Source organism: Azospirillum melinis (assembly GCF_013340935.1).
Taxonomy (GTDB): Bacteria; Pseudomonadota; Alphaproteobacteria; order Azospirillales; family Azospirillaceae; genus Azospirillum; species Azospirillum melinis.
On sequence record NZ_WHOS01000085.1, the window covers coordinates 1 to 24,915 of the forward strand.

Consider the following 24,915-nt stretch of genomic DNA (forward strand, 5'->3'; position numbering starts at 1 on the left):
TGGTGTTCATGCCGGGGGACGGCGGGATGGGGGGACCGTTCATGAGGCTCGTGTTCCCGAAGACCGGTGCGGCACCGCCCCCCTTGACCGGGATCGCGGCGGCCCTCGCACCGACACAATTATGTTAGCGCTATCATCATCAGGTCAAAAGGACATCGGCGGCCTGTCGGCCGGAAATCGCGGATGACGCCGGGATGAGGTGGCGATACTGTTAGCGCTAACCTTGACGGCCGTAAAGAGTTTTGTTTGAGTTGCGGACAAACTGATTGGAGATGGCCACGGGTTGCAGGTTTCGCCCCCAGGATTGGGATGCCTGCGCATGGAACGCGGCCGTTGCCGAGTATGATACACACCGGTGACCAGCGAGCCCGCGCGACCTTCCGTCGCGCCGGCCGGAAACGGAAGGACGAAGCCCTGTGACGACCCGTGGCGGCGATGGGACGGCAACCCCGGCGGTCAAGACGCGCAAGCCGCGCTCCTCGCGCACCGGCCGCGCGACGATGGCGGACGTGGCGGAGCGGGTGGGCATCAGCGCCATCACCGTGTCGCGCGCCTTCAAGCGTCCCGAGCTGGTGATGCCGGAGCTGCGCCAGCGCATCCTCGACACCGCGCAGTCGATGGGCTACGTGCCCAATCAGGCCGCAAGCGCGCTCGCCTCGGCGCGGTCGATGACGGTGGCGGTGCTGATCCCGTCGATGACCAACATGGTCTTCGTCGAGACGCTGGCCGGCATCCACGACATGCTGCTGCCGCGCGGCTACCGCGCCCTGATCGGCGTCACCCACTATTCGCCGGAGGAGGAGGAGCGGCTGATCCGCACCTATCTCCAGTTCCAGCCCGACGGCATCCTGCTGACCGGCACCGACCACACCGCGGTCGCCCGCACCTACCTGTCGGCGCTCGCCAGCCCGACCGTCCACATGATGGAGCTGCTGGACGACCCCGACAGCCTCAGCGTCGGCTGTTCGCAGGAGGAGGGCGGCCGGCTGATGACCACCCACCTGCTGGAGCGCGGCTACCGCCGCATCGGCTTCGTCGCCGTGCAGCTCGACCCGCGCACGCTGGCCCGCCTCGACGGCTACCGCCACGCGCTGGAGGAAGCCGGGCTGTATGACGAGGCGCGCGTCTGGCGCCTGCCCGACCCGTCCTCCATCCATCTGGGGGCGGCGATGATCGACCGGCTGATGGCGGAGAACACCGACTGCGACGCCGTCTTCTTCTGCAACGACGATCTGGCGCAGGGCGCCCTGTTCCAGTGCCAGCGCCGCGGCATCCGCGTGCCCGACCAGCTTGCCGTCGCCGGCTTCAACGATCTGCCGGCGTCCGCCTGGACCACGCCGACCCTGACCACCGTCGCCACGCCGCGCTACGCCATCGGCCGCCACGCCGCCGCCATGCTGCTCGATTTGATGGACGGCAAGGAGCCGCCGCAGCGGCGCCTCGACCTCGGCCTGACCTTCATCGCGCGGGAAAGCACGTGACAGAGCACAGCCCCTCCGCCCCGCCAATGATCCGGATCAACCGCAGCGCGTAAGCACGGGCATGGCTGACGCGCAGGCTCGGCGACGCTGACGCGCACGGCCGGGCGTAGACTGTGCGCATGCTGACGCTTCGACATCTGGCGATAGACACCGTCCGGGAGAACGTCGCCTTCCTCAACCGCCGCTGCACCCGGTACCATGTCGAGGATTTCCTCGGGCTGGGCCGGGTGGAGGTGCGGAACGATGGCCGCTCCCTGCTGGCGGTTCTGAACGTCGTCGACGACCCCGCCATCGTCGGTCCCGACGAGATCGGCCTGTCCGACCCCGCCTTCGGCCAGCTCGGGCTGGCGGCGGGCTCCGCCGTCCATCTCGTGCCCCCGACCCCGCCGGAAAGCTTCGAGCTGGTGCGCGCCAAGGTCGGCGGTGCGGCCCTGACCGACGGCCAGCTCGCCGCGATCATCCGCGACATCACCGAGCAGCGTTACTCCAAGATCGAGATCGCCGCCTTCCTGATCGCCTGCGCCAGCTTCATGACGACGGCGGAGGTGCTGGGCCTGACCCGCGCCATGATCGCCGCCGGCACCCGGCTGGACTGGCAGAGCCTCGATGGCGTCAGCGGCGGCACCATCGCCGACAAGCACTGCATCGGCGGCATCCCCGGCAACCGCACCTCGATGATCGTCGTGCCCATTGTCGCCGCCCACGGCCTGCCGATCCCCAAGACCTCGTCGCGCGCCATCACGTCGCCCGCCGGCACCGCCGACACTATGGAGGTGCTGGCGAACGTCGATGTGCCGGTGGAGCGCATGCAGGCCCTGGTGCGCGAAGCCAAGGGCTGTCTGGTCTGGGGCGGCCATGTCCGGCTGTCGCCGGCCGACGACATCCTGATCTCGGTCGAACGGCCGCTCGCCATCGACACGCGCGAACAGCTGGTCGCCTCCATCCTGTCGAAGAAGGTGGCGGCCGGCTCCACCCATCTGCTGATCGACATCCCCGTCGGCCCCAGCGCCAAGATCCGCAACGCAAGCGAGGCGGTGCGCCTGCGCAAGCTGTTCGAGCATGTCGGCGACCGCCTCGGCCTGACGCTGGAGGTGGCGATCACCGACGGCTCGCAGCCGGTCGGGCACGGCATCGGCCCGGTGCTGGAGGCGCGCGACGTGATGGCGGTGCTGCGCAACGACCCCGCCGGCCCCCCCGACCTGAGGGAGCGCGCCCTGCTGCTGGCCGGCCGCATCCTGGAATTCGACCCGGCCGTCCGCGGCGGCAGCGGGAACCGCCGGGCGCGCGGGCTGCTGGAGTCGGGGGCCGCGCTCGCCGCCATGGAGCGCATCATCGAGATGCAAGGCCCGCCGCCCGCCGTGGCGACGCTGGGCTCGCTGGTGGCGGAGGTCGCCTCGCCGGCCGACGGGGTGGTGTCGTCGCTCGACTGCTACCGCCTCGCCCGCATCGCCCGGCTGGCCGGTGCGCCGACCGACAAGGGGGCCGGCATCGACCTGCTGCGCAAGGTGGGTGAGCCGGTGCGCCGGGGCGAGCCGCTCTACCGCATCCACGCCAGCACCAACGCCGACTTCACCTTCGCCCAGGCCCATGCGGCGGAGAACAGCGGGGTGGCGGTGGCAGGGTGACAACCAAAAGCCCTCTCCCGCCCCGGGAGAGGGAGGGGACCCGCCGAAGGCGGGGAGGGTGAGGGGGATTCCAAGAATCCCGAACCGCACGGATTCGTGCCTAACCCCTCACCCTTCCCAAGCTTCGCTTGGGCCCCTTCCCTCTCCCGGGGCGGGAGAGGGAACATTCAACAAGGAGCCGACCCCATGTCCCTGTCGCTGACTTTCCATGGCGCCGCCGGAACGGTGACCGGCTCCTGCTTCCGCCTGTCGACGCCTGCGGGCGACGTGCTGATCGATTGCGGCATGTTCCAGGGCACCAAGACGATCCGGGAGCTGAACTACCGCCCCTTCCCCTTCGATCCGTCCGCGATCCGTGCCGTCCTGCTGACCCACGCCCACATCGACCATTCCGGCCTGCTGCCCAAGCTGACGAAGCTGGGCTTCCGCGGCCGCATCTACGCCACCGGCGGCACGGTCGACCTGCTGGACTACATGCTGCCCGACAGCGGCTACATCCAGGAGGGCGAGGTCGAGCGCCTCAACCGCCGCAACCGCCAGCGCGGCCGTCCGCCGGTCCAGGCGATCTACACCCAGGACGACGCCATCCGCAGCCTGCGCCGGCTCCGCCGTGTCGAGTACGACCGCTGGACCGAGATCCTGCCGGGCCTGCGCGCCCGCTTCTGGCAGGCCGGCCACATCCTGGGCTCCGCCTCCATCGAGGTCGAAGTCTCGAATGGCCTTGGAAACGGCGCCGCCGAACCCACCCGCATCCTGTTCTCCGGCGACCTCGGCCCCGGCGGCAAGAGCTTCCATGCCGATGCCGAGGCGCCGGAGCGGCCGGACTGGATGGTGCTGGAGACCACCTACGGCGACCGCGACCGCACCGACCTGGACGAGGCCGGGCGTCAGGCGGTGCTGCGCGCCGAGGTGTCCACCGCCCTGGCAACCGGCGGCGTCCTGCTGATCCCGGTCTTCGCGGTGGAGCGGACGCAGGAGCTGCTGTACGACCTCGACTGCCTGTTCGACAGCGGCCAGCTGCCGGCGGTGGACGTCTTCCTCGACTCCCCCCTCGCCGACGCGGTGACCGGGGTCTTCCGCCGCCATCTCGACGATTTGCAAACCGACGGCGACCCCTTCACCCGCGCCAATTTCCATCATGTCCGCGGCGTGCCCGAAAGCCAGCGCCTGAACAGCATCGCCAGCGGCGCCATCGTCATGGCGGCCAGCGGCATGTGCGACGCCGGCCGCATCCGCCACCATCTGAAGAACCGCCTGTGGCGCCCGCAGGACACCGTGCTTCTGGTCGGCTATCAGGCCCCCGGCACGCTGGGCCGCCTGTTGCAGGAGGGCACGCCCCGCGTCCGCATCCATGGCGAGGAAATCGCCGTCAAGGCGAAGGTCCGCTCCATCGACGTCTATTCCGGCCATGCCGACCGCACCACCCTGCTGGACTGGGTGGCGGCCCGCCACGGGGTCGGCCACGGCCTGTTCCTGGTCCATGGCGAGGATGCCGCCCGCGCCTCCATCCGTCAGGCCCTGCTCGACAAGGGCTGGTCGGCGGAACGCATCGCCCAGCCGGCGCTGGACGACCGCGTCGATCTCGCCGCCCCGCGCCCGCTGGCCCCGGCCGACCGTCATCCCCGCCTCGCCGCCGCCGGCCTCGCCGGCCGCGACTGGCACAACCGCTATGCCGAGGCGCTGCTGGCGCTCCGCCGCACACTGGACGCCGCCCCCGACGATTCGGCGCGCGACCGCATCCTGGCCGGCGTGATGGGCGCGCTCGACACTGGGAAAGACGCCGGGAAAGGGACCCTGCCATGACCATCGCAAAGCGACTTCTCATCGCCGTCGCCCTGCTGGCGATCCTCGGCGCCGGGGCCGCCTATGGCTGGCGGGCGATGCAGGGGAACCGCCTGCCCGCCGGCTTCGCCTCCGGCAACGGCCGGATCGAGGCGAACGAGATCGACATCGCCACCAAATACGCCGCCCGCGTCCTGACCATCCCGGTAGAGGAAGGCGATCTGGTGGAGGCCGGCGCCGTCATCGCCACGCTCGACACCCGCGACCTCGAAGCGCAGCTCCGCTCCGCCGAGGCCCAGCTGCGCCAGACCCGCCGCGCGCGGGAGGAGGCGACCGCCCTGGTCGCCCAGCGGGTCAGCGAGGCCGACTTCGCCGCCAAGGAGATGGAACGGGCACTGATCCTGTTCGGCAAGGGCCATGTCGCCGAACAGCGCGTCGATCAGGCCCGCAACAGCCGCCGCACCGCCGACGCCGCCCTGGAGGCCGCCAAGAGCCATCTCGCCAGCGCCGACGAGGCCATTGCCGCCGCGGCCGGCGATGTCGACCGCCTGACCACCCTGGTCGCCGACGGCGTGCTGAAGGCGCCGCGCAAGTCGCGCGTGCTCTACCGCCTGTCCGAGCCCGGCGAGGTGCTGGCGGCCGGCGGCAAGGCGGCGACGCTGCTCGACCTGTCGAACGTGTACATGACCTTCTTCCTGCCGACCGACACGGCGGGCAACCTCGCTTTGGGTGCCGAGGCCCGCATCCTGCTGGACGCGGTTCCCGACACCGCGATCCCCGCCGCCGTGACCTTCGTCGCGCCGCGCGCCCAGTTCACGCCCAAGCAGGTGGAAACCAAGTCCGAACGCGACCGCATGATGTTCCGCGTCAAGGCCCGCGTGCCCGAAGCGCTGGTGACCCGCTACATCGAGCGGGTGAAGACCGGCCTGACCGGCATGGCCTATGTGAAGCTGGACGACAAGGCGGTCTGGCCCGATTGGCTGGAATCGAAACTGACGCGGGAGACGACCTCTTCCCCCACTTTATCCCCCTCTCCCCCCCGGGGAGAGGGGGACACACAGCATGATTTCGCCGAGAGCAAGATACCCTCTCCCGCCCCGGGAGAGGGAAGGGGCCCGCCGCAAAGCGGTGGGAAGGGTGAGGGGGTAGGCACAGAGCAACGCGGTCCAGGATCCTTGGGTCACCCCTCACCCTCCCTGCCTTTGGCGGGTCCCCTCCCTCTCCCGGGGCGGGAGAGGGTATCATCATGACTCCCGCCGTCTCGCTGTCCGGCGTTCGGCATCGCTATGGCGGGACGGTGGCGCTGGCGGACGCCTCGCTCGACATCGCTCCCGGCACCAGCGTCGCCGTCATCGGCCCCGACGGCGTCGGCAAATCGACCCTGCTCGGCCTGATCTCCACGGCGAAGAAAATCCAGCAGGGCAGCGTCCGCGTGCTCGGCACCGACGTTGCCGACCGGCATGGCCGCGCCGCGCTCCAGCCGCGCATCGCCTACATGCCGCAGGGGCTCGGCCGCAACCTCTACGCCGACCTCAGCGTCGCCGAGAATCTCCAGTTCTTCGGCCGCCTCTTCGGCCTCGACGCCGCCGAGCGCCGGCGCCGCATCGCCGACCTCCTGGAGTCCACCGGCCTCGCCCCCTTCCCCGACCGTCCGGCCGGCAAGCTGTCAGGCGGCATGAAACAGAAGCTCGGCCTGTGCTGCGCCCTGCTGCACGACCCCGACCTGCTGATCCTCGACGAGCCGACGACCGGCGTCGATCCGCTGTCCCGCCGGCAGTTCTGGGACCTGATCGCCCGCATCCGCGCCGGCCGCCCCGCCATGACCGTGCTGGTCGCCACCTCCTACATGGACGAGGCGGAGCGCTTCGACCAGGTCGTCATGATGAATGCCGGCCGCCTGCTGGCCCACGACACCGCCGCCGCGCTGAAGGCGCGCACCGGCGCCGCCGATCTGGAGGAGGCCTTCGTCGCCCTCTTGCCGGAGGAGATCCGGCGCAGCCACGAGCGCCTGACCGTGCCGCCCCGCCCGTCTGAGGCGCCCGGTGCCGAACCCGCCATCGAGGCCATCGGCCTGACCCGCCGCTTCGGCGATTTCACCGCGGTGTCGGACATCAGCTTCCGCATCGGCCGCGGCGAGATTTTCGGTTTCCTCGGCTCCAACGGCTGCGGCAAGACCACCACCATGAAGATGCTGACCGGCCTGCTGCCCGCCACGGCGGGGGAGGCGCGGCTGTTCGGCCGGCCGGTGGACGCCGGCGATCTGGAGAGCCGCCGCCGCGTCGGCTACATGGCACAGGCCTTCTCGCTCTATGGCGAGTTGACGGTGCGCCAGAACCTCGACCTGCACGCCCGCCTGTTCGACCTGACCGACGCCGACACCCGGCTGGCGGCGCTGGCCGGGCGTTTCGGCCTGTCGCCCTACATCGACGCGGTGGCCGACCGGCTGCCCTTGGGCGTGCGGCAGCGGCTGTCGCTGGCCGTCGCCGTCCTGCATGAACCGGAGCTGCTGATCCTCGACGAGCCGACCTCCGGTGTCGATCCGGTGGCGCGCGACCAGTTCTGGCGCGACCTGATCGCTTTGTCGCGCGACCAGGGGGTGACGATCTTCGTCTCCACCCACTTCATGAACGAGGCGGCGCGCTGCGACCGGGTGGCCTTCATGAACGCCGGCCGCGTCATCGCCGCCGGCCCGCCCGACGAGCTGCGCCGCCAACAGCAGGCCGACAGCCTGGACGACGCGTTCATCGGGTTCATGGAACAGGCGGAGGGGGTGCAAGCCAAAGAGAATCACCCTCTCCCGCCCCGGGAGAGGGAGGGGACCCGCGCCGAAGGCGTGGGGAAGGTGAGGGGTGATCCAAGCGTCCCTCCTTGCACTCCCCCTCACCCTTCCCATGGCGATGCCATGGGCCCCTTCCCTCTCCCGGGGCGGGAGAGGGAATCCTCCCCCCTCTCCCGCCGACGCCTGCTCGCCTACGCATGGCGCGAAACGCTCGAACTGCGCCGCGACCCCGTCCGCCTGACCGTCGCCCTGCTCGGCACCGTCCTGCTGATGCTGGTCTTCGGCTTCGGCATCACCATGGACGTCGAGAACCTGACCTTCGCCGTCCTCGACCACGACCGCTCGCCCGAAAGCCGCGCCTACATCGAGCAGTTCGACGGCTCCCGCAGCTTCCGCACCACCCCGCCGGCCATCGACGCGCGCGACTTGGCGCTCCGCCTGCAACGCGGCGAGGCGTCGCTGACCATCGAGATCCCCGAAGGCTTCGGCCGCGAGCTGCGCCGCGGTCGCATCCCGGAGGTGGCGGTGCGCATCGACGGCGCCATGCCCTTCCGCGCCGAGACCATCCATGGCTACGTCGCCGGCCTGCACCAGCGCTTCATCCAGGATGCCGCCACGGCGTCCGGCATCGCCCTGCCCGCCCCGGCCGCCACTCTCGAGATGCGTTACCGGTACAACCAGGCCTTCCGCAGCCTCGACGCCATGGTGCCCGCCACCATCGGCCTGCTGCTGGTCTTCATCCCCGCCATCCTCGCCGCGCTGGGCGTGGTGCGGGAGAAGGAACTGGGCTCCATCACCAACCTCTACGTCACCCCGGTGACGCGGCTGGAATTCCTGCTGGGCAAGCAGTTGCCCTATATCGGGCTGGCCGCCTTCAACCTGCTGCTGATGGTGGCAATGGCCGTCACCCTGTTCGGCGTGCCGGTGAAGGGCAGCCTGTTGGGGCTGCTGCTCGGCGGGCTGGTCTATGTGGTGGCGACGACGGCCTTGGGGCTGCTGATCTCGGTCTTCACCGCGACCCAGACGGCGGCGGTGTTCGGCACCGCCATCGTCACCATGCTGCCGGCCACCCAGTTCTCCGGCATGCTGCAACCGGTGGCGACCCTGGAAGGCGGGGCGTGGCTGTTCGGCACGCTGTTCCCGACCACCCATTTCCTGAAACTCTCGGTCGGCGCCTTCACCAAGGGCCTCGCCTTGGCCGACCTCATCCCCTTCATCCTGGCGACCGCCGCCTTCATCCCGGTCTTCCTGGCGCTCGGCGTCGCCTTCCTGCCGAAACAGGAGCGCTGAACGATGACGCGCTTCCTCCGCAACAGCCTGACACTGGCGCGCAAGGAGTGGATCAGCCTGCTGCGCGACGCCTTCATGCTGGGCTTCGTCGTCTATTCCTTCACCTTTTCCGTCTACAGCCAAGCCACCGGCATCTCGCACGAGCTGCGCAACGCCGCCATCGCCATCGTCGACGAAGACCGCTCGACCCTGTCGCAGCGGCTGGCCTCCAGCTTCCACGGGCCGGAGTTCCAGACCCCGGCGATGATCGGCCATGCCGACATCGACCCGGCGATGGATTCCGCCCGCTACACCTTCGTCCTCGACATCCCGCCGAACTTCCAGGCCGACGTGCTGGCCGGCCGCAGCCCGGCGATCCAGCTGCTGATCGACGCCACCGCGATGATGCAGGCCGGCATCGGCGCCGGCACCATCCAGGGCATCGTCGACGACGAGGTCGGCCGCTTCGTCCGCCGCGAGGCCGACGGCAGCGCCGCCCCGGTCAGCCTGCAACTCCGCGTCGCCTACAACGAGGCGCTGGATACGAAGTGGTTCACCGGCACCATGTCGGTGGTCAGCAACGTCACCATGCTGGCGGTGCTGCTGGCCGGCGCCGCCCTGATCCGCGAGCGCGAACACGGCACGCTGGAGCATCTGCTGGTGATGCCGGTCCGCCCGGCCGAGATCATGGCCGCCAAGGTGCTGGCGAACGGTGCGGTGATCCTGGGTCTGACGCTGGTGGCGCTCTATGCCGTGCTGCGCGGCCTGCTGTCGGTGCCGCTGGCCGGCTCGGTCCCGCTGTTTCTGGCCGGGACGGCGCTCTACCTGTTCTTCGCGACCGCGCTCGGCATCTTCCTCGGCACGGTGGCGCGCTCGATGCCGCAGCTGGGCCTGCTGTTCATCCTGATCGTGCTGCCGATGAACATGCTGTCCGGCGGCTTCACCCCCCTGGAAAGCGAGCCGGACTGGCTGCAGCTGGCGATGCAGCTGTCACCCTCGACCCATTTCGTCGCCTTCGCCCAGGCGATCCTGTTCCGCGGGGCGGGGTTCGACGTGGTGTGGCCGCGCTTCGCCGCGACCGCCGGGATCGGCGCTCTGTTCTTCGCCTGGAGCCTGGCGCGGTTCAGAAGGCATCTGGCGAGTTTCAGATAGCGCCCCATCGCTCCCGCGCTGGCGCGGCCGCCGTCACGGCAGGTCGGGCGCGAGGCCGCACCGCTCCGCCAGCAAGGCGGCGACGGCGGCGGCGGCCATGGGCCGGGCATAGAGATACCCCTGCCCTTCCCGGCAGCCGCGGGACCGCAGGAAGTCCTGCTGCGCCAGCGTTTCCACCCCTTCGGCGATCACCGTCCGGTTCAGGCGGTGCGCCATGGCGATGATCGCCTCGGTGATCGCTTCGCTGTCGCGGTCCTCGGGAATGTCGCGAATGAAGCCACGGTCGATCTTCAGCCGGTCGATCGGCAGGCTCTTCAGCGACCCCATGCAGGAATAGCCGGTTCCGAAATCGTCGATGGCCACCATCAGACCGAGCCGCTTGAGCTGGAGCAGCGTGGCGAGGCAGTCGTCCCCGTTCTGCAAGGTGCTTTCCGTGATTTCGATCTCCAGCCGCTCGGCGGGCAGACCGGTTTCATCGAGAAGAGTCTTCAGGAACTGCGGCAGACGGTCCGGGTTCATCTGCCGTGCCGAGACGTTGACCGCCATCCGCAACGGGGGAAGTCCGGCCCGCCGCCACGCGCAGGCCTGCGCGCAGGCCTCGCGCAGGACCCATTCGCCGATGGGAACGATGAGGCCGCTCTTTTCCGAGATGGGAATCACCGCGTCGGGTCCCAACAGGCCGGCGGTCGGGTGCTGCCAGCGGATCAGCGCCTCGACGCCCAGAACCGCGCCGCTCGCCATCTCGATCTGCGGCTGGTAATGCAGAACCAGCTCCCCCATGTCGAAACCGCGCCTCAGGTCGCGGTCGCGCTCCATGTAGAGGGTGGCTTTCCGGGTCATCTCCTTGGTGTAGAAGGCGAAGCGGTTGCGCCCGTCATCCTTGGCCACGTACATGGCGGTGTCGGCGGCGCGGATCAGGTCGTCCTGCGTCAGGCCATCGTCGGGAAACAGGCTGATTCCGACGCTGGCGGACACCGTGAACTCGATCCCGGCCAAGGCGATGGGCTCGCAAATCCGCGCGATGATGCGGTTGGAGAGTTCGGCCACGCAGACCGGCTGCTCGACCCGGTCGACGATCACCATGAACTCGTCGCCGCCCAACCGCGCGACGGTGTCCTCCTGGCGCACGGCCAGACGCATGCGCTTGGCAACGGTCCGCAACAGCTCGTCGCCGACGCTGTGTCCCAACGTGTCGTTGATCCGCTTGAAATGGTCGAGGTCGATGAACAGAAGCGCCACCGTCCCGTTGCGGCGCAGGGCGGCGTTCATGGCCTGTTGCAGGCGGTCCATCGCCAGCAGGCGGTTGGGCAGGTCGGTGAGCGGGTCGTAATGCGCCAAATGCTGGAATTGCTCCTGGGCCTGCCGGATGGCCGTCATGTCCGAAAACAGCGCGACATAGTGGGTGACGTCGCCTTTGGCATCGCAGACCGACGCGATGTTCACCAGCACCGGCAGCAGGGAATCATCCCGGCGGCGGCCGAGGATCTCGCCGTGCCACCGCCCGGCCGCGGCCAGGGTCGTCATCATGCTGCGCCGGTCGACGGGCGTACCAAGCGACGTGTCCAGGATGTGAGGGAACTTTCCGATGATCTCGTCGTCCTGACAACCGCTGATCGTGCAGTATCCACGGTTGAAATTGATGACATCGAGCGCCCTGTCCAGGATCAGGATGCCTTCGTGGGCCGATTCGAAGACCATGGCCGCCTGCTGAAGCTGGACCTCGGTCCTTCGCCTTTCCGTGATATCCTGGATGACGCCGATGATGCGGCTTTTCCCGTCGACGTTGCCGGTGAAAAGTTTCCCCTGGATCTTCAGCCAGTGAAGCGTGCCGTCGGGATGGACGCTGCGGAATTCGGTCGAACACAGGCCGCCGTGATCGGAGGTGTGGCTGAACACCCGATCGACCTGATGACGGTCCTCGTCGTGCACCCGCGCCAGGAAACCGTCCCACGCCCCGGCCAGAACCTCCTGCGGATGACCGAAGAAGCGATGGGAGTTGCCGACATGCAGAACGGATTTCGTGGTCGCGTCCAGTTCCCAGGACGCCATATCGGCGGCCTCCAGGGCCAGCAGCAGCCGCTCCTCGCTTCGCCGGACCACCAGGTCGGCGTCGCGGCGTTCCAGCGCCATCTGGATGGTTGCGTGCAGCTCCCTTTCGCTGAAGGGTTTGACGAGATAGCCATAGGGTCTGGTGGCGCGGGCGCGCTCCAGCGTCGCCTGTTCGGAATAGGCGGTCAGGTAGATGACCGGCGTGTCGGACGTCCTGGAGATTTCCCGGGCGGTGTCGATGCCGTCCATCGGCCCTTCGATGTGGATGTCCATGAGGACGAGGTCGGGCCGCTCGTCGCGGATGGAGGCCAGCGCCTGCACGCCGGACGCCGCCGGGGCGGTCACGTCATAGCCCAGCAGCTTCAGACGCTGCTGCAAATGAAGCGCGACGATGCGCTCGTCCTCGACAACCAGAATTCTGGCCTTCGACACCGATCGCCTCCACTCATTCGTCCGATGGGAACCGCAACAGGAAGCTGGTCGGGTGGCCGGGCTGGATCGTCAGCGCACCGCCAAGCTGCTGCGTCAGCAAGTTGACGAGTTGAAGCCCAAGGGTTTCGGTCTTCGCGGCGTCCAGCGCGGGTGGCAGCCCGACCCCGTCGTCGCTGACCCGAAGGGAAACCTCCGAAGGCGTGTCCCTGGACAACCGGATGGTGATCACGCCCCGGCGGTCGTCCGGGAAGGCATGCTTCAGGGCGTTCGAAATCAGTTCGTTCATGATCAGGCCACAGGGAATGGCCGTGTTGATGGGCAGTTGGACCCCGACCGTGTCGAGGGACAAGGTGATCCGCGCCGGGTCCACCCCATAGGAGGCGATCAGGGTGGGCGCCAGCGCGTCGAGGAAATTGGCGAAATCGACCCGCGCGAAGTCCTTGGACTGGTACAGGGTCTGATGGATCAGAGCCATCGAGCGGATGCGCGACTGGCTGTCGCGCAGCATGTCGAGAACCTGCCTGTCCGTGATGCGCGACGATTGAAGATCGAGCAGACTGCCGATGATCTGAAGGTTGTTCTTCACCCGATGATGGATTTCGGCGAGGAGGATGTCCTTCTCCTTCAGCGCCTGCTGGATTTTCTCTTCCTTCTGCTTTCGGTCGGAAATGTCGACGATCGCCGACAGGACCATCGTGCCCTCTTCGGTTTCGATCGGGTTGAGGCCGATCTCCACCGGAAACTCGCTGCCGTCCTTGCGCAATCCGTAGAGATCCCGCCCGGCCCCCATGGGCCGCGACTGCGGATTGGCGAAGAACTGGGTCCGCATCCCCGGATGATGCCCGGCGAAGCGGGTGGGGACGAGGATCTCCACCGGCTGCCCGAGCAGTTCGCTGCGCGTGTAGCCGAAGACGCGCTCGGCCTGGGCGTTGATCATTTCGATCATGCCCCGGCTGTTCACCATCACCATCGCGTTGGGCGCCGATTCCACGACCAGCCGGAAACGCTCCTCGCTCTTGCGCAACGCGTGTTCCACGGCTTCCCGTTTCGCTTCCTCGGAAAGCGGGCTGTCCTCCAGCATGGTGTCGTCCTCCGACGCCGTCCAGAAACGCTTCACGGACCCCGTGCCATACCGCCGGACCGACCCGCGACGTTCCAAACGCCGGGGAAACGGCATACATTCAATGGTAGGCCACAGGTTTCAATGCTGAAACAATACAGAAACCCCATACCCACAGAAAACATGAAGAATTTTTCGTGAGTGATAGCCTACGGTAGAGCGGTTTCTTCCGGTTGTCCATCAGGGTTGCTCGCCAAAGCCGACGGACTTGATCCGTTTCCCCTGCTGTCGTGTTGAGGATCGGGGGCAGGGCCCTCCATTCCTTGGCACGCTCTTGCCAAGGCCATCAAATCCGAAAGGCTCTTGTTGGGTTCCGGGGTGTTGGGTCGTCGGTCATGTGACGATGGCTTCGACGAGGGCTGCGAGCAGAGCTTTTCTGCGCCGCCGGGCGCTCGACGCCTGTCCCTGCTGTGCCGGCGGCCCGATGGTCGCCAACGGCACGAAGACACAGGGGGGGGCTTCGCGACACTCCCGATCCACGGCAAAAGGGCGCTGATCGAGTGGGCGCGGCAGCACTTTCTCTGCCGGGGCTGCGGCCGGACCGGCTACGACCGGCACGAGGCGTTCGGTCCAGATCGCCGGATGACCAAGCGGCTGGTGGACCGCATCGGCCTTGCGGCGCTGCGCCTCACCTTCACCGGGGTCGCGGCTGGCCTAGATGAGGTGTTCAGAGAGAAGTGTCGCAAAAAACGCTGGGATCTTCCCGATTTCATTCGGGAGCTGCTTCAAAGACAAAACCAGGCCTTGATCGTAGAGGGGGGCATTCGTCAGCCGATGCCCCCCACCCACCATGCCTCAGTGCGACCCGCCGCCCTCGAAGGACGGCGCGCTCAGCCCCGACGCCACCAGCTGCTCGATCAGCGCGCCCTTCAGCCGCTCCAGCCCTTCCGTGCTGTAGGACTCGGCGCGGGCCACCAGCACGTCCTGGGTGTTGGACGCGCGCAGCAGCCACCAGCCGTCGTCGGTGGTCACGCGGACGCCGTCGATGTCGTTGACCTTGGCGCCCGACGCCTTGACGCGGCCCTTGACCTCCTCGACCACGGCGAACTTGCGTTCCTCGTCGATCTGGAAGCGGGTCTCCGGCGTGTTGACCATGTCCGGCAGGCCGTCGCGCAATGCCGCCAGCGTGGTGTTCAGCTTGCTGACCAGCCCGACCAGCCGCACGCCGCAATAGAGCGCGTCGTCGAAGCCGTACCACTTGTCGGCGAAGAAGATGTGGCCCGACATCTCGCCGGCCAGCGGCGACCCGGTCTCGGCCATCTTGGCCTTCAGCAGCGAGTGGCCGGTCTTCCACATCAGCGGGTTGCCGCCATGCTTGGCGATCTCGTCGAACAGGGCCTGGCTGGCCTTGACGTCGGCGATGATGGTGGCGCCCGGATGGCTCTTCAGCACGTCGGCGGCGTAGAGCGCGACCAGCTGGTCGCCCCACACCACGCGGCCCTTGTGGTCGATGGCGCCGATGCGGTCGCCATCGCCGTCGAAGCCGATGCCGATGTCGCAGCCATGCTCCGCCACCGCCGTCTTCAGGTCGACCAGATTGGCCTCGACCGTCGGGTCCGGATGGTGGTTGGGGAAGTTGCCGTCGATGTCGTCGAACAGCAGGACATGCGTGCCCGGCAGCTTGGCGGTCAGGCGGCGCAGGATCTCGCCCGACGCGCCGTTGCCGGCGTCCCAGGCGATCTTCAGGTCGCGCGTGCCGTCATAGTCCTTCAGCAGGCGGGCGACATACTCGTCCTGGACGTCGATCTTCTCCGACGAGCCCTGGCCCTGCTCCCAGTCGGCCTTCGCCGCCATGGTGCCGAGTTCCAGGATCTGCTGGCCATAGACCGGACCCTTGCCCAGCATCATCTTGATGCCGTTGTAGTCCGGCGGGTTGTGCGAGCCGGTGATCATGATGCCGGCCGCCGCCTCGCGGTCGCGGGTGGCGAAATACAGCATCGGCGTGGGGCCGAGCCCGATGCGCAGGACGTGCAGGCCGGTGGAAACCAGCCCCTCGACCAGCGCCTCCTCCAGCTCCGGCGAGGACAGACGGCCGTCATAGCCGACGCAGACCGTCTTGCCGCCCTTGCGCACCACCACGGTGCCGAAGGAGCGGCCGACCGCGCGGGCGTCTGCCGGGGTCAGCGTCTTGCCGACGATGCCGCGGATGTCGTACTCGCGCAGCACCGTGGGGTGGAAGGTATGGGCTTCGCTCATCGTCTCGTTAGTCCTCTGTTGGACGCCGTCTTTGGACCGTCAGCCACGGTCCATCCCGCCGGCCGGCGACGGCCGGCCGATGGAGGTATAGGTGAAGCCGGCCTTCGCCATGTCCTCGGGGTTGTAGATGTTGCGCAGGTCGATCATCACCGGCCGCTTCAGCATCGACTTGACCCGACGCAGGTCGAGCGCGCGGAATTCGTTCCACTCCGTGAGAATAGCGACGCAATCGGCCCCTTCCAAGGTGCCGTAGGCGTCCTTCGCCCATTCCACGCCGGGAAGCAGCTTTTCCGCCTCGTGCATCGCCGCCGGATCGAAGGCACGCACATGGGCGCCGGCCGCCTGAAGCGCCGGGACGATGTCGAGCGACGGGCTGTCGCGCATGTCGTCGGTGTTCGGCTTGAAGGCGACGCCCAGCACCGCGACGGTCTTGCCGTCCACCGACCCGCCGCAGGCGGCGATGATGCGCTCGGCCATCTGCTTCTTGCGCTTGTCGTTGATGTCGACGACCGTCTCGATGATGCGCAGCGGGCTGCCGACCTGCTGGGCGGTGCGGACCAGCGCCAGCGTGTCCTTCGGGAAGCAGGACCCGCCATAGCCCGGACCGGGGTGCAGGAACTTCTTGCCGATGCGGCCGTCCAGCCCGATGCCGCGCGCCACGTCATGGACGTTGGCGCCGACCTTCTCGCAGAGATCGGCGATCTCGTTGATGAAGGTGATCTTGGCGGCCAGGAAGGTGTTGGCGGCGTATTTGGTCAGCTCCGCCGTCTCCAGCGAGGTCACCACGATCGGCGTCTCGATCAGGTAGAGCGGCCGGTAGAGCCGGCGCATCACCTCGCCCGCGCGGTCCGACGTGGCGCCGATGACGACGCGGTCCGGCCGCATGAAGTCGCCGATGGCCGAGCCTTCGCGGAGGAATTCCGGGTTGGAGGCGACGTCGAACTCGGCCTCGGGGCGGACGCGGCGGATGATCGCCTCGACCTCGCGGCCGGTGCCGACCGGGACCGTCGATTTCGTCACCACCACCGTGTAGTGGTCGAGATGCTGGGCGATCTCCTCGGCGGCGCCATAGACGTAGGAGAGGTCGGCATGGCCGTCGCCGCGGCGCGACGGGGTGCCGACCGCGATGAACACGGCGTCGACGCCCTGCATCGCTTCCTTCAGGTCCATGGTGAAGGACAGGCGGCCGGCGGCGACGTTGCGGGCGACGAGGTCGTCCAGGCCGGGCTCGTAGATCGGAATCTCGCCGTTCTTCAGCCGCTCGATCTTGCCGGCGTCCTTGTCGACGCAGGTGACGTGCACGCCGAATTCGGAAAAGCAGGCGCCGGAGACCAGGCCGACATAGCCCGTGCCGATCATCGCAATGCGCATCGCGTCCCCCTCATGTCCTTGAAAAAAGGAAAACCTGTATGTTTCGGGATGCCCTGGCGGCTCTTCGCCGCGCGGCGTTCCTCACGGCCGGCCTTTTCGACTCTGGCCGGCTCTTATTGAAATGCAGTCCAAACGCATGCGCCCGCCCCCGTCCGGATCAGGGGACGGGGGCGGGCACCGCGTCAGGCATGCTGCCCGTCGGTCAGCAATATTTACGCAGCATGGCACGCACCTTGTCGGCCATGTCCGGCCGGTTCAGCGCGTGGGCGAGCGTCGCCTCGATGAAGCCGACCTTGTCGCCGCAGTCGTAGCGGGTGCCTTCGAAGCGCAGGCCGTGGAACGGCTGGTTGCCGATCAGGTTGGCCATGGCGTCGGTCAGCTGGATTTCGTTGCCGGCGCCGCGCTGCTGCTTTTCCAGATGGTCGAAGATTTCCGGCTGCAGGATGTAGCGGCCGATGATCGACAGGGTCGACGGCGCCTCTTCCGGCTTCGGCTTCTCGACGAGGCCGCGGACGGTGGCCAGACGGCCATCGTCCTTCTCGACGTCGAGGATGCCGTAGCTGCTGGTCTTTTCGCGCGGCACGTCGACGACGGCGACGACGTTGCCGCCGACCTCCTCGTACGCCTCGACCATCTGCTTCAGGCAGGGGGTCTTGCCCTGGACGAAGTCGTCGGGCAGCACGATGGCGAACGGGTCGTTGCCGATCAGGGCGCGGGCGCACCAAACGGCATGGCCGAGGCCCAGCGGAACCTGCTGGCGGGTGTAGAAGCAGCGGCCGGGAGCGATCTCGCTGTGGCGGACCTCTTCCAGCGCGTCCATCTTGCCGCGCTCTTCAAGCGTGCGGTTCAGCTCGGTGTCGGCGTCGAAATGGTCTTCGATGGCGCGCTTGGAGCGGCCGGTGACGAAAACGAAATCCTCGATGCCGGCGGCGCGCGCCTCTTCGACGGCGTGCTGCAGCAGGGGGCGGTCGACCAGCGGCAGCATCTCTTTCGGGATGGCCTTGGTGGCCGGCAGGAAGCGCGTGCCGAGACCGGCGACCGGGAACACCACCTTGCGCACGGGTTTCCGCATTGGACGTCTCTTGTGGTTGAGGCGAAGTCAAATCCATGGTTCCACGGCGGCACCCGACCGCAAGCGAAGCCTGCGGAAGCACGACCGTGGTTCCGGCTTTCTGCCACGCCTTCCGTCACTGCGCAACAAACCTTCCGAGACCGGGCAAAAGGCTAGTCCTAGAGGCCGAAATCAAATGAAAACCGGCTGAAACTCCTCAATCAAGCCGATCTTTATCCGTTACGTCCAGGCCGGCACCAAACCTTTCTCATAGGCGGGAACGCCTGGAAAAGCGGCGGATTCCACCGGCGCGACACCGTGCCGCTGCCTGTACGGCGCCATGGCTTCCACAACGAACTTTCCGTATGACGTTTTATTGCGAATACTTGCACGAAGGGGGCGTCCACGGTCATGGTGCCGGCCATGATCCCCGACTCGCTTACCCCGACTCCCCCGACTCAGGACAAGCTTACCGCCGGCTCGCTCACCGCGGAGCAGTTGCGCGCCCGCGTGCTGCACCGGGACGAGCTGTGCCTGGTCATCGACAAGCCGGCCGGTCTGGCCGTCCACAAGGCCGGGCGCATCACCGACCATCTGGAACTGTACCTGCCCCATCTGTCGGAGCCGGACGGGGAGCCGCCGAAGCTCGCCCACCGGCTCGACCGCGACACCGCCGGCTGCCTGATCCTGGGCCGTACGTCCTGGGCGCTGAAGCGGCTGGGCCAGATGTTCGCCGCCGGCCATGTCGGGAAGACCTACTGGGCGGTGGCCGAGGGCATCCCGGAGACCGAAACCGGCGTCATCGACCTGCCGCTGCTGAAGCGGATCGAACCCAAGTCCGCCGCCGGTTTCGGCCGCTCCTCCTGGACCATCCTGCCCGACCCGGCCGGCCAGCCGGCGGTCACCGACTACCGGGTGCTGGGCACCGGCAACGGCCGGTCCTGGCTGGAGCTTCGCCCGCGCACCGGCCGCACCCACCAGATCCGCGTCCATTGCGCCGCCATCGGCTGCCCGCTGGTGGGCGAGCCCTTCTACGGTCCCGAGCGCCGGCCCCCCGGCAACCTGCATCTGCTGGCCCGCTCCGTCGCCTTCCGCATGGCCTTCGAATACCCCCCCGTCAGCGCCGTCGCCCCGGCGCCGGAGCATATGCGGGACGCGCTGTCCGCCTGCGGCTGGCGAGGGGAGTAAAGGGGGCGAGTGAGAAGCCGCGAAAAAGGGGGGCTGCCGACCTCTTCTTCGCATCCCACCTGTTGAAGGGAGCAAGCCCCACAACCGATGGAGAGCAAGGCATGGCACAGGCGGTCACAGACAACCGCGCGATGAACCGGTTCGAACTGGCGGTCGGCGCCCAGACGGTGTTCGCCAACTTCCGCCGCAACGGCCAGACCCTGGTGATTTCCTATGTCGAGGCCCCGCCCTCGCTGCGCGGCACCGGTGCCGCCGGCCGCCTGATGGAGGGCGTGGTGGCGACCGCCCGTACCGAGGGGCTGAAGATCGTCCCGCTGTGCAGCTACGCCGCCCTGTGGATGCGGCGCAACCGGCAGGACGACCTGCTGGCCTAAGGCCGGCCGCCTTCCATTGAGAAAATCAATGGAATCGCTGAAAACTATCAATTTCCCATGAGGAAAATGCCCCGTTAGCGTCCCCCATGGATTGCCGCAGTGCGGCAATGCCCGAGACGATCAAGACGAGGGAAGTTCCATCATGGACACGCTGCTGTCGGCACCGGTTCTGTTCTTCGGCCTCGGTGCCGCCATCGCGCTTACCGGGGCGCGCATTCCGTTCCCGGAGGGCTTCGGCAAGGCGCTTGCCGCCTATCTGCTGGTCGCCATCGGCCTGAAGGGCGGCGTGGCGCTGGCTGGCGCCGATGTCGGCGCGGTGCTGCCGCTGCTGCTGACCGCAGGCCTGCTCAGCCTGCTGATGCCGGTGCTCGGCTTCGGGTTGCTGCGCTCGGCGGTCGGTCTGGATCAGGTCAATGCGGCCGCCATCGCCGCCCATTACGGCTCGGTCAGCCTCGTCACCTTCGTCACCGCCACCAAGCTGCTGGAAAGCCAGGGCGTCACCTTCGGCGGCCACATGGTCGCGGCGCTGGCGATCATGGAGGGTCCGGCCATCGTCAGCGGCCTGCTGCTGGCGGGCGCCGCCGGCATGGTGTCCGGCGTGGCGGCGGGCGGCAGCAGCAGCCTGTCGGTCCCGCTCGGCGACGGTGGGCCGGCCCAGGGCGGCTCGATCAAGGGCGCCATCCGCGAGGCCGCCTTCAACGGCTCGGTCCTGCTGCTGGCCGGGTCGCTGCTGGTCGGGCTGGTCATCGGCAAGCCCGGACTGCAAAGCCTGCACGGCCTGTTCATCGCGCCGTGGGACGGCGTGCTCTGCCTGTTCCTGCTGGAGATGGGCTATCTCGCCACCTCCCGGCTGCGGGAAGCGGTGTCGCTCAGCCCGCGGCTGATCGCCTTCGGCATCGTCATGCCGCTGGCCGGCGCGGTCATCGGCCTTGCCGCCGCCGCCTCGCTGGGGCTCGGCCTCGGCGACGCCGCCCTGCTGGTGACGCTGTGTGCCAGCGCCTCCTACATCGCGGTGCCGGCGGCGCTGCGCCACGCCCTGCCGGCGGCGGAGCCCGGCCTGTCGCTTCCGCTGTCGCTGGGCATCACATTTCCTTTCAACATCCTCGTCGGTATTCCACTCTACCTCGCACTGAGCCGGGCGGTGCTGACCTGACCGGCCGAGCCGGAACCACCGCCATGCCGCCCGCCCCTCCGTCTGCCATGCCCGCTCCGCTGCCGCCCTTCGACCTCGACCTGCTGCGCACCTTCGTGACCATCGTGGACAGCGGCGGCTTCACGCGGGCGGCGGAGCGGCTGGGCCGCACCCAGTCCACCATCAGCCTGCAGATCAAGCGGCTGGAGGACGGGCTGGGCAAGCGCCTGTTCCTGCGCGAGGGCCGCGGCCTGGACCTGACCCCCGACGGCGAGGTCCTGCTGACCTACGCCCGCCGCCTGCTGGGCATGGCGGGCGAGGCCTGCGCCCTTCTGATGGAGCCGGAGGTGGGCGGCGTGGTGCGGCTCGGCACGCCGGAGGATTTCGCCACCGCCCATCTGCCCGACGTGCTGTGGCGGTTCTCCCGTGCCCACCCCCAGGTGGCGCTGGAGGTGCAGTGCGACTTCACCGTCAACCTGCTCGACCGCTTCGCCCGCGGCGAATACGACCTCGTGCTGTGCAAGCGGGAGCCGCAGGGACCGGCCGGGGGCGTCCGGGTCTGGCGCGAGCCGCTGTTCTGGGTGGCGTCGGACCGGCTGATCCTCGACGCGGGCGCCCCGGTCCCGCTGGTCCTCGCTCCGGCGCCGGACATTCATCGCAAGCGCGCCATCGACGCGCTGGACGCCCACGGCCGCCCCTGGCGCATGGCCTACACCAGCCCCAGCCTCGCCGGCATCAAGGCGGCGGTGACCGCCGGGCTCGGCGTGACCATCCTGCCGAAGGACATGCTGGCCCCCGGCTTCCACATCGTGAACGCCGAACACGGCCTGCCCGACCTGCCCGACATCGAAACCGCCCTCTACCGCCAGCCCGGCCCGCTGCCCAAGGCGGTGGACCTGCTGGCCGAGCACATCGTCCGCTCGCTGGAAAGGACGGCGGAGAGAACGGCCGACAGGAGTGTTGCGGGGTGAGAGGCTCTTCTCACCACAGCAGGGGCACGTCTCCGCGGTTCGCCCGGTCGCCCCAGTACAGCGACGGCAGCAGCTTCGCGAGATAGCTGAACTCGGTGTAGCAGTGCTGGAGCAGCCCGAAACCGATGGCGTCGGGAAGCTCGTGCCCGGCCGCCTTCCCCGTCTGGCCGAGAATGAAGCGGCTTCTCAGCACGGCTCCATAGCTGGTGTCGCGCGCCACATGGACCATCTGGCCGTCCAGCGGGTCGCCGTCCGCGTCGAGCGCCACATCGTCGCCGAAACCGATCCGGGCATAGACCGCGGCGGACACCCGCCCGCCCGCCACCGCCATACGGTAAGCTTCCGGAGCGAACAGCTCGGCCGGATCGTGGAATTTGATGACCGCGGAGACCGGCGGAATGTCGCCCAGCGCCTCGACCGCACGGATGGTCGCGCCGATGTAGTTTTCCCCTTTCCGCCAGTGCCGGTCCCAGCCGCGATGCTCGACATGGTCGAGCGGATGCCACCAGTGCAGGTGCCGGGTGGTGTCGAACTGCTTGAACCACCAGTCGAGCATCCGCCCCTTGCAGCCGTGAAGGTCGGTCCGCACGGCGACGACCAGCGCGCCGCTTTCCAGCCGGCTGATGCCGGTTTCCAGGCGGACCGGCGCCGGGTTCAGCAAATCGTCGATGTGGGTGATGCCCGCTCGGGCGGCATCCGGGGAACGCTCCGCATGTCCGGTCATGATGGTGTCCTCGCAATGGCTGGTCTATTTAGGAAACGTTGATCGTTTCCTAAATACCGGGTATGTCAGACAGGCAGCTTTGTCAAACGGAGATTTCGGTGCCGGACGCCACGCCCAAACCGCAGAAACCGCGCGGCCGGCCGCCGCTGTCGGAGGATCTGCTGCGCGGGAAGGTGGCCGGGGCCGCCACCCGGCTGATCCTGAGCCAGGGATATTCGGGCATGACGATGGAGGCGGTGGCGCAGCAGGCCGGGGTCGCCAAGAAAACGGTGTACCGGTTCGCCGCGAACCGCGAGGAGCTGGTCGGGCTCATCGTCGGCAACTGGACCGACAGCCTGCCCCCGGCCTTCGAGGCCGAAGCCGCGGATCCCGCCGAGGCGGCCTGCCTGCTCGAAACCATTCTGGTGCTGATCGCGGAGCGGGTTCTGACCGCGGAGGCCGTCGGGCTCTTCCGGGTCCTCGTCAACGACCTGCCGGCGCGCAACGAGGTTCTGGCGATCTACGGCCGCAACGGCATCGAGCGGTCGCGCCGCATGCTGGCCGACTGGCTCGCGCGCCACCGCTCACGTGGCGTCCTCACCCTGGCCGATCCGGTCCTGGCGGCAGATCTCATCCTGTCCATGGTCGTCGCCGAGCCGTTGCGGCAGATCGCCATCGGGATCGCAGAGCCGCAGCCGGCCTGGGACATCCGCCCCCGCGTGCGCGCGGCACTCGACCTGCTGAAACTATAGGCCTGCCCGGCCCGGCCGAAGCAAAAGGGGGCGCTGCGCCAGCCGCCTCCCCTCACCCCAGCTCGAAGCTCGTGATCCCGAACACCCGCCCCAGCTCGGCCGCCGGAGCCGGCCCCAGATACATGCGCGCCGTCTCGAACTGCGGCGACAGCCCCAACGCCTCCGCCAGCCGCACCCCAGCCGTGTTCGGTTCCGGCACGTCGAGGAACACCGGGCCGCCCCTGCTCCCGGCCCCGGCCGCCCGGCCCAGCGCCAGCAGCAGATCCCGCGCGACCGTCGCGTCCGCGGCATAGAGCGGGCTGATCTTCCAGCCGTCGTGGCAGGGCCGGATCACCCCGAAGCCCGTCACATCGCCGTCACCCAGCGCCGCCAGCGCCGTTGCACCGGGAAGGGCGATCCAGTTGGCGAGGAAGCCGGGGCGCGGGGCCGGGAACAGCGCGGCATCCAAGGCCGTCAGCCGGTCGAAGGGCACGATCCGGGCGTCCACCAGCCTCGTCCCGCCGGCCCCGCCCTCCGGCAGGACGCCGCCGAAACGGATGTTGCGGTGGGACAGGGCGAAGCCGGATTTGCGGTAATTCTCCTGCTGGGCGACCACGCCGTCGAGCCCGACGGTGCAGCCCTCCAGATGGCGCAGCCCCGCCTGCCACAGCGTCCAGCCATAGCCGCGCCCACGCGCCTCCGGCCGCACGATGTAGAAGCCGAGAAAACCGAAATTCCCCGGATAGCGGACCACCGACAGCGAGGCCACCGGCTGCCCGTCCAGCAGCCCGACCAGGAAGCCGGCCGGATCGGCGGCATGGAAGGCGCCGGCATCGTGCAGGCCGGGGTTCCACCCTTCCAGCCGCGCCCACTCGACGGCCAGATCCAGCTCGGCCCGGCTCATCACGCGGACCCGATAGCCGCCGGTCCCCTGCCCCTCGCTGCGTTCCATCTCCGCCCCCTTCGAACGATCCGCTGCGACCGAGAGCCTAACCGTCAGCATCGCTGCAACGCAATCCGGGGCGAAATGAGGACGATCCAGCGACATGGCCAAAGTCCCCTCTCCCCCCCGGGGAGAGGGTTAGGGTGAGGGGGATGCATGGCGAGGATCCTCAAGCATCGCGTACCCGCCGCCCCCGAACAGAGCCACGTAGCGCATCTCTCTCACCCCTTCCCTCTCCCGGTACGGGAGAGGGAGTTCCACCCGCAATTTTCATCCACCCTTTCCCCAAGCCGCGACAACCGTGATAGGACTATCATCCTCGCCACTGCCGGTCAGGATCCGCCATGCCCCGCCGGACGCCACTCCCCCGATCTGCGTTTCCCGCCAACGGCTTCACCTTTGATGAGACAGTGGAACACACCCGGATTTCTGTTCCACACTTGGACCGCCCCCCGAAGTTGAGACGCTTGTTAAATTGTTCCGGATTGGTCAGGCCACCAGGGCCGGGCGGCCGCCCGGCCCTGGTGGCGGGAAATTTTCCTCGAACTCGACCGGTGGGCTGTAGG

The 24,915-nt window shown here is 68.4% G+C and carries 18 protein-coding genes; 11 read left to right on the forward strand and 7 right to left on the reverse strand.

Going from position 1 to position 24,915, the window contains the following annotated elements; all coding sequences use genetic code 11:
- The first annotated feature begins 416 nt into the window (after positions 1-416).
- The 6 genes from gntR to GBZ48_RS33090 all read left to right on the forward strand — a co-directional run bounded on the left by gntR (position 417) and on the right by GBZ48_RS33090 (position 10,088).
- Positions 417-1,481 (forward strand): HTH-type transcriptional regulator GntR, encoded by a 1,065-nt coding sequence (gene gntR / locus GBZ48_RS33065; protein ID WP_174474906.1) that lies wholly within the window; start codon positions 417-419, stop codon positions 1,479-1,481.
- A gap of 119 nt (positions 1,482-1,600) precedes the next feature.
- Positions 1,601-3,106 (forward strand): thymidine phosphorylase family protein, encoded by a 1,506-nt coding sequence (locus GBZ48_RS33070; RefSeq protein ID WP_174474907.1) that lies wholly within the window; start codon positions 1,601-1,603, stop codon positions 3,104-3,106.
- A 186-nt stretch (positions 3,107-3,292) separates the two neighbouring features.
- Positions 3,293-4,909 carry an MBL fold metallo-hydrolase gene (locus tag GBZ48_RS33075; protein WP_174474908.1) on the forward strand — a complete coding sequence of 539 codons (1,617 nt, stop codon included), beginning with the start codon at positions 3,293-3,295 and terminating at the stop codon, positions 4,907-4,909.
- Complete coding sequence (locus GBZ48_RS33080; RefSeq protein WP_246307626.1) at positions 4,906-6,138, forward strand: HlyD family secretion protein; 1,233 nt, start codon at positions 4,906-4,908, stop codon at positions 6,136-6,138. Before GBZ48_RS33075 ends, GBZ48_RS33080 begins: the two co-directional genes overlap by 4 nt.
- Entirely contained in the window at positions 6,135-8,957 is a 2,823-nt protein-coding gene (gene rbbA, locus GBZ48_RS33085) for a ribosome-associated ATPase/putative transporter RbbA (RefSeq protein WP_174474909.1), read from the forward strand. The genes GBZ48_RS33080 and rbbA overlap by 4 nt, the downstream gene beginning before the upstream one ends.
- Positions 8,958-8,960: 3 nt before the next feature.
- Positions 8,961-10,088 carry an ABC transporter permease gene (locus tag GBZ48_RS33090; RefSeq protein WP_174474910.1) on the forward strand — a complete coding sequence of 376 codons (1,128 nt, stop codon included), beginning with the start codon at positions 8,961-8,963 and terminating at the stop codon, positions 10,086-10,088.
- Between the two features lie 33 nt (positions 10,089-10,121).
- Here GBZ48_RS33090 and GBZ48_RS33095 read toward each other — a convergent pair whose 3' ends face one another.
- From GBZ48_RS33095 to galU, 5 genes are all read right to left on the reverse strand, one after another.
- A complete protein-coding gene (locus GBZ48_RS33095) occupies positions 10,122-12,569 on the reverse strand; it encodes an EAL domain-containing protein (RefSeq protein ID WP_174474911.1) in 2,448 nt (815 codons plus the stop codon).
- 13 nt (positions 12,570-12,582) lie between these two features.
- The gene (locus tag GBZ48_RS33100; protein WP_343049768.1) at positions 12,583-13,686 is read right to left on the reverse strand and encodes a sensor histidine kinase; all 1,104 of its coding nucleotides are present in this window, start codon (positions 13,684-13,686) and stop codon (positions 12,583-12,585) included.
- Between the two features lie 798 nt (positions 13,687-14,484).
- A complete protein-coding gene (gene pgmG / locus GBZ48_RS33105) occupies positions 14,485-15,885 on the reverse strand; it encodes a phosphoglucomutase/phosphomannomutase PgmG (RefSeq protein WP_174474912.1) in 1,401 nt (466 codons plus the stop codon).
- Between the two features lie 39 nt (positions 15,886-15,924).
- Positions 15,925-17,256, reverse strand: coding sequence for a UDP-glucose dehydrogenase family protein (locus tag GBZ48_RS33110; RefSeq protein ID WP_174474913.1), 1,332 nt, complete (start codon positions 17,254-17,256; stop codon positions 15,925-15,927).
- 202 nt (positions 17,257-17,458) lie between these two features.
- On the reverse strand, positions 17,459-18,328 hold the full coding sequence (galU, locus tag GBZ48_RS33115) for a UTP--glucose-1-phosphate uridylyltransferase GalU (RefSeq protein WP_174474914.1): 870 nt from the start codon (positions 18,326-18,328) through the stop codon (positions 17,459-17,461).
- A gap of 402 nt (positions 18,329-18,730) precedes the next feature.
- On the opposite strand from galU, the gene GBZ48_RS33120 reads away from it, so the two are divergent.
- From GBZ48_RS33120 to GBZ48_RS33135, 4 genes are all read left to right on the forward strand, one after another.
- On the forward strand, positions 18,731-19,495 hold the full coding sequence (locus GBZ48_RS33120) for an RluA family pseudouridine synthase (protein WP_174474915.1): 765 nt from the start codon (positions 18,731-18,733) through the stop codon (positions 19,493-19,495).
- Between the two features lie 101 nt (positions 19,496-19,596).
- Entirely contained in the window at positions 19,597-19,869 is a 273-nt protein-coding gene (locus GBZ48_RS33125) for a GNAT family N-acetyltransferase (RefSeq protein WP_174474916.1), read from the forward strand.
- 142 nt (positions 19,870-20,011) lie between these two features.
- Positions 20,012-21,022 carry a sodium-dependent bicarbonate transport family permease gene (locus tag GBZ48_RS33130; protein WP_174474917.1) on the forward strand — a complete coding sequence of 337 codons (1,011 nt, stop codon included), beginning with the start codon at positions 20,012-20,014 and terminating at the stop codon, positions 21,020-21,022.
- A gap of 23 nt (positions 21,023-21,045) precedes the next feature.
- On the forward strand, positions 21,046-21,972 hold the full coding sequence (locus tag GBZ48_RS33135; RefSeq protein WP_246307627.1) for a LysR substrate-binding domain-containing protein: 927 nt from the start codon (positions 21,046-21,048) through the stop codon (positions 21,970-21,972).
- Between the two features lie 10 nt (positions 21,973-21,982).
- Here GBZ48_RS33135 and GBZ48_RS33140 read toward each other — a convergent pair whose 3' ends face one another.
- Positions 21,983-22,696 (reverse strand): DAPG hydrolase family protein, encoded by a 714-nt coding sequence (locus GBZ48_RS33140; protein ID WP_174474918.1) that lies wholly within the window; start codon positions 22,694-22,696, stop codon positions 21,983-21,985.
- 98 nt (positions 22,697-22,794) lie between these two features.
- Between GBZ48_RS33140 and GBZ48_RS33145 the strand changes: the two genes are divergently transcribed.
- A complete protein-coding gene (locus GBZ48_RS33145) occupies positions 22,795-23,427 on the forward strand; it encodes a TetR/AcrR family transcriptional regulator (protein ID WP_343049769.1) in 633 nt (210 codons plus the stop codon).
- A 52-nt stretch (positions 23,428-23,479) separates the two neighbouring features.
- Here GBZ48_RS33145 and GBZ48_RS33150 read toward each other — a convergent pair whose 3' ends face one another.
- Complete coding sequence (locus GBZ48_RS33150; RefSeq protein WP_174474920.1) at positions 23,480-24,358, reverse strand: GNAT family N-acetyltransferase; 879 nt, start codon at positions 24,356-24,358, stop codon at positions 23,480-23,482.
- Positions 24,359-24,915 lie beyond the last annotated feature (557 nt).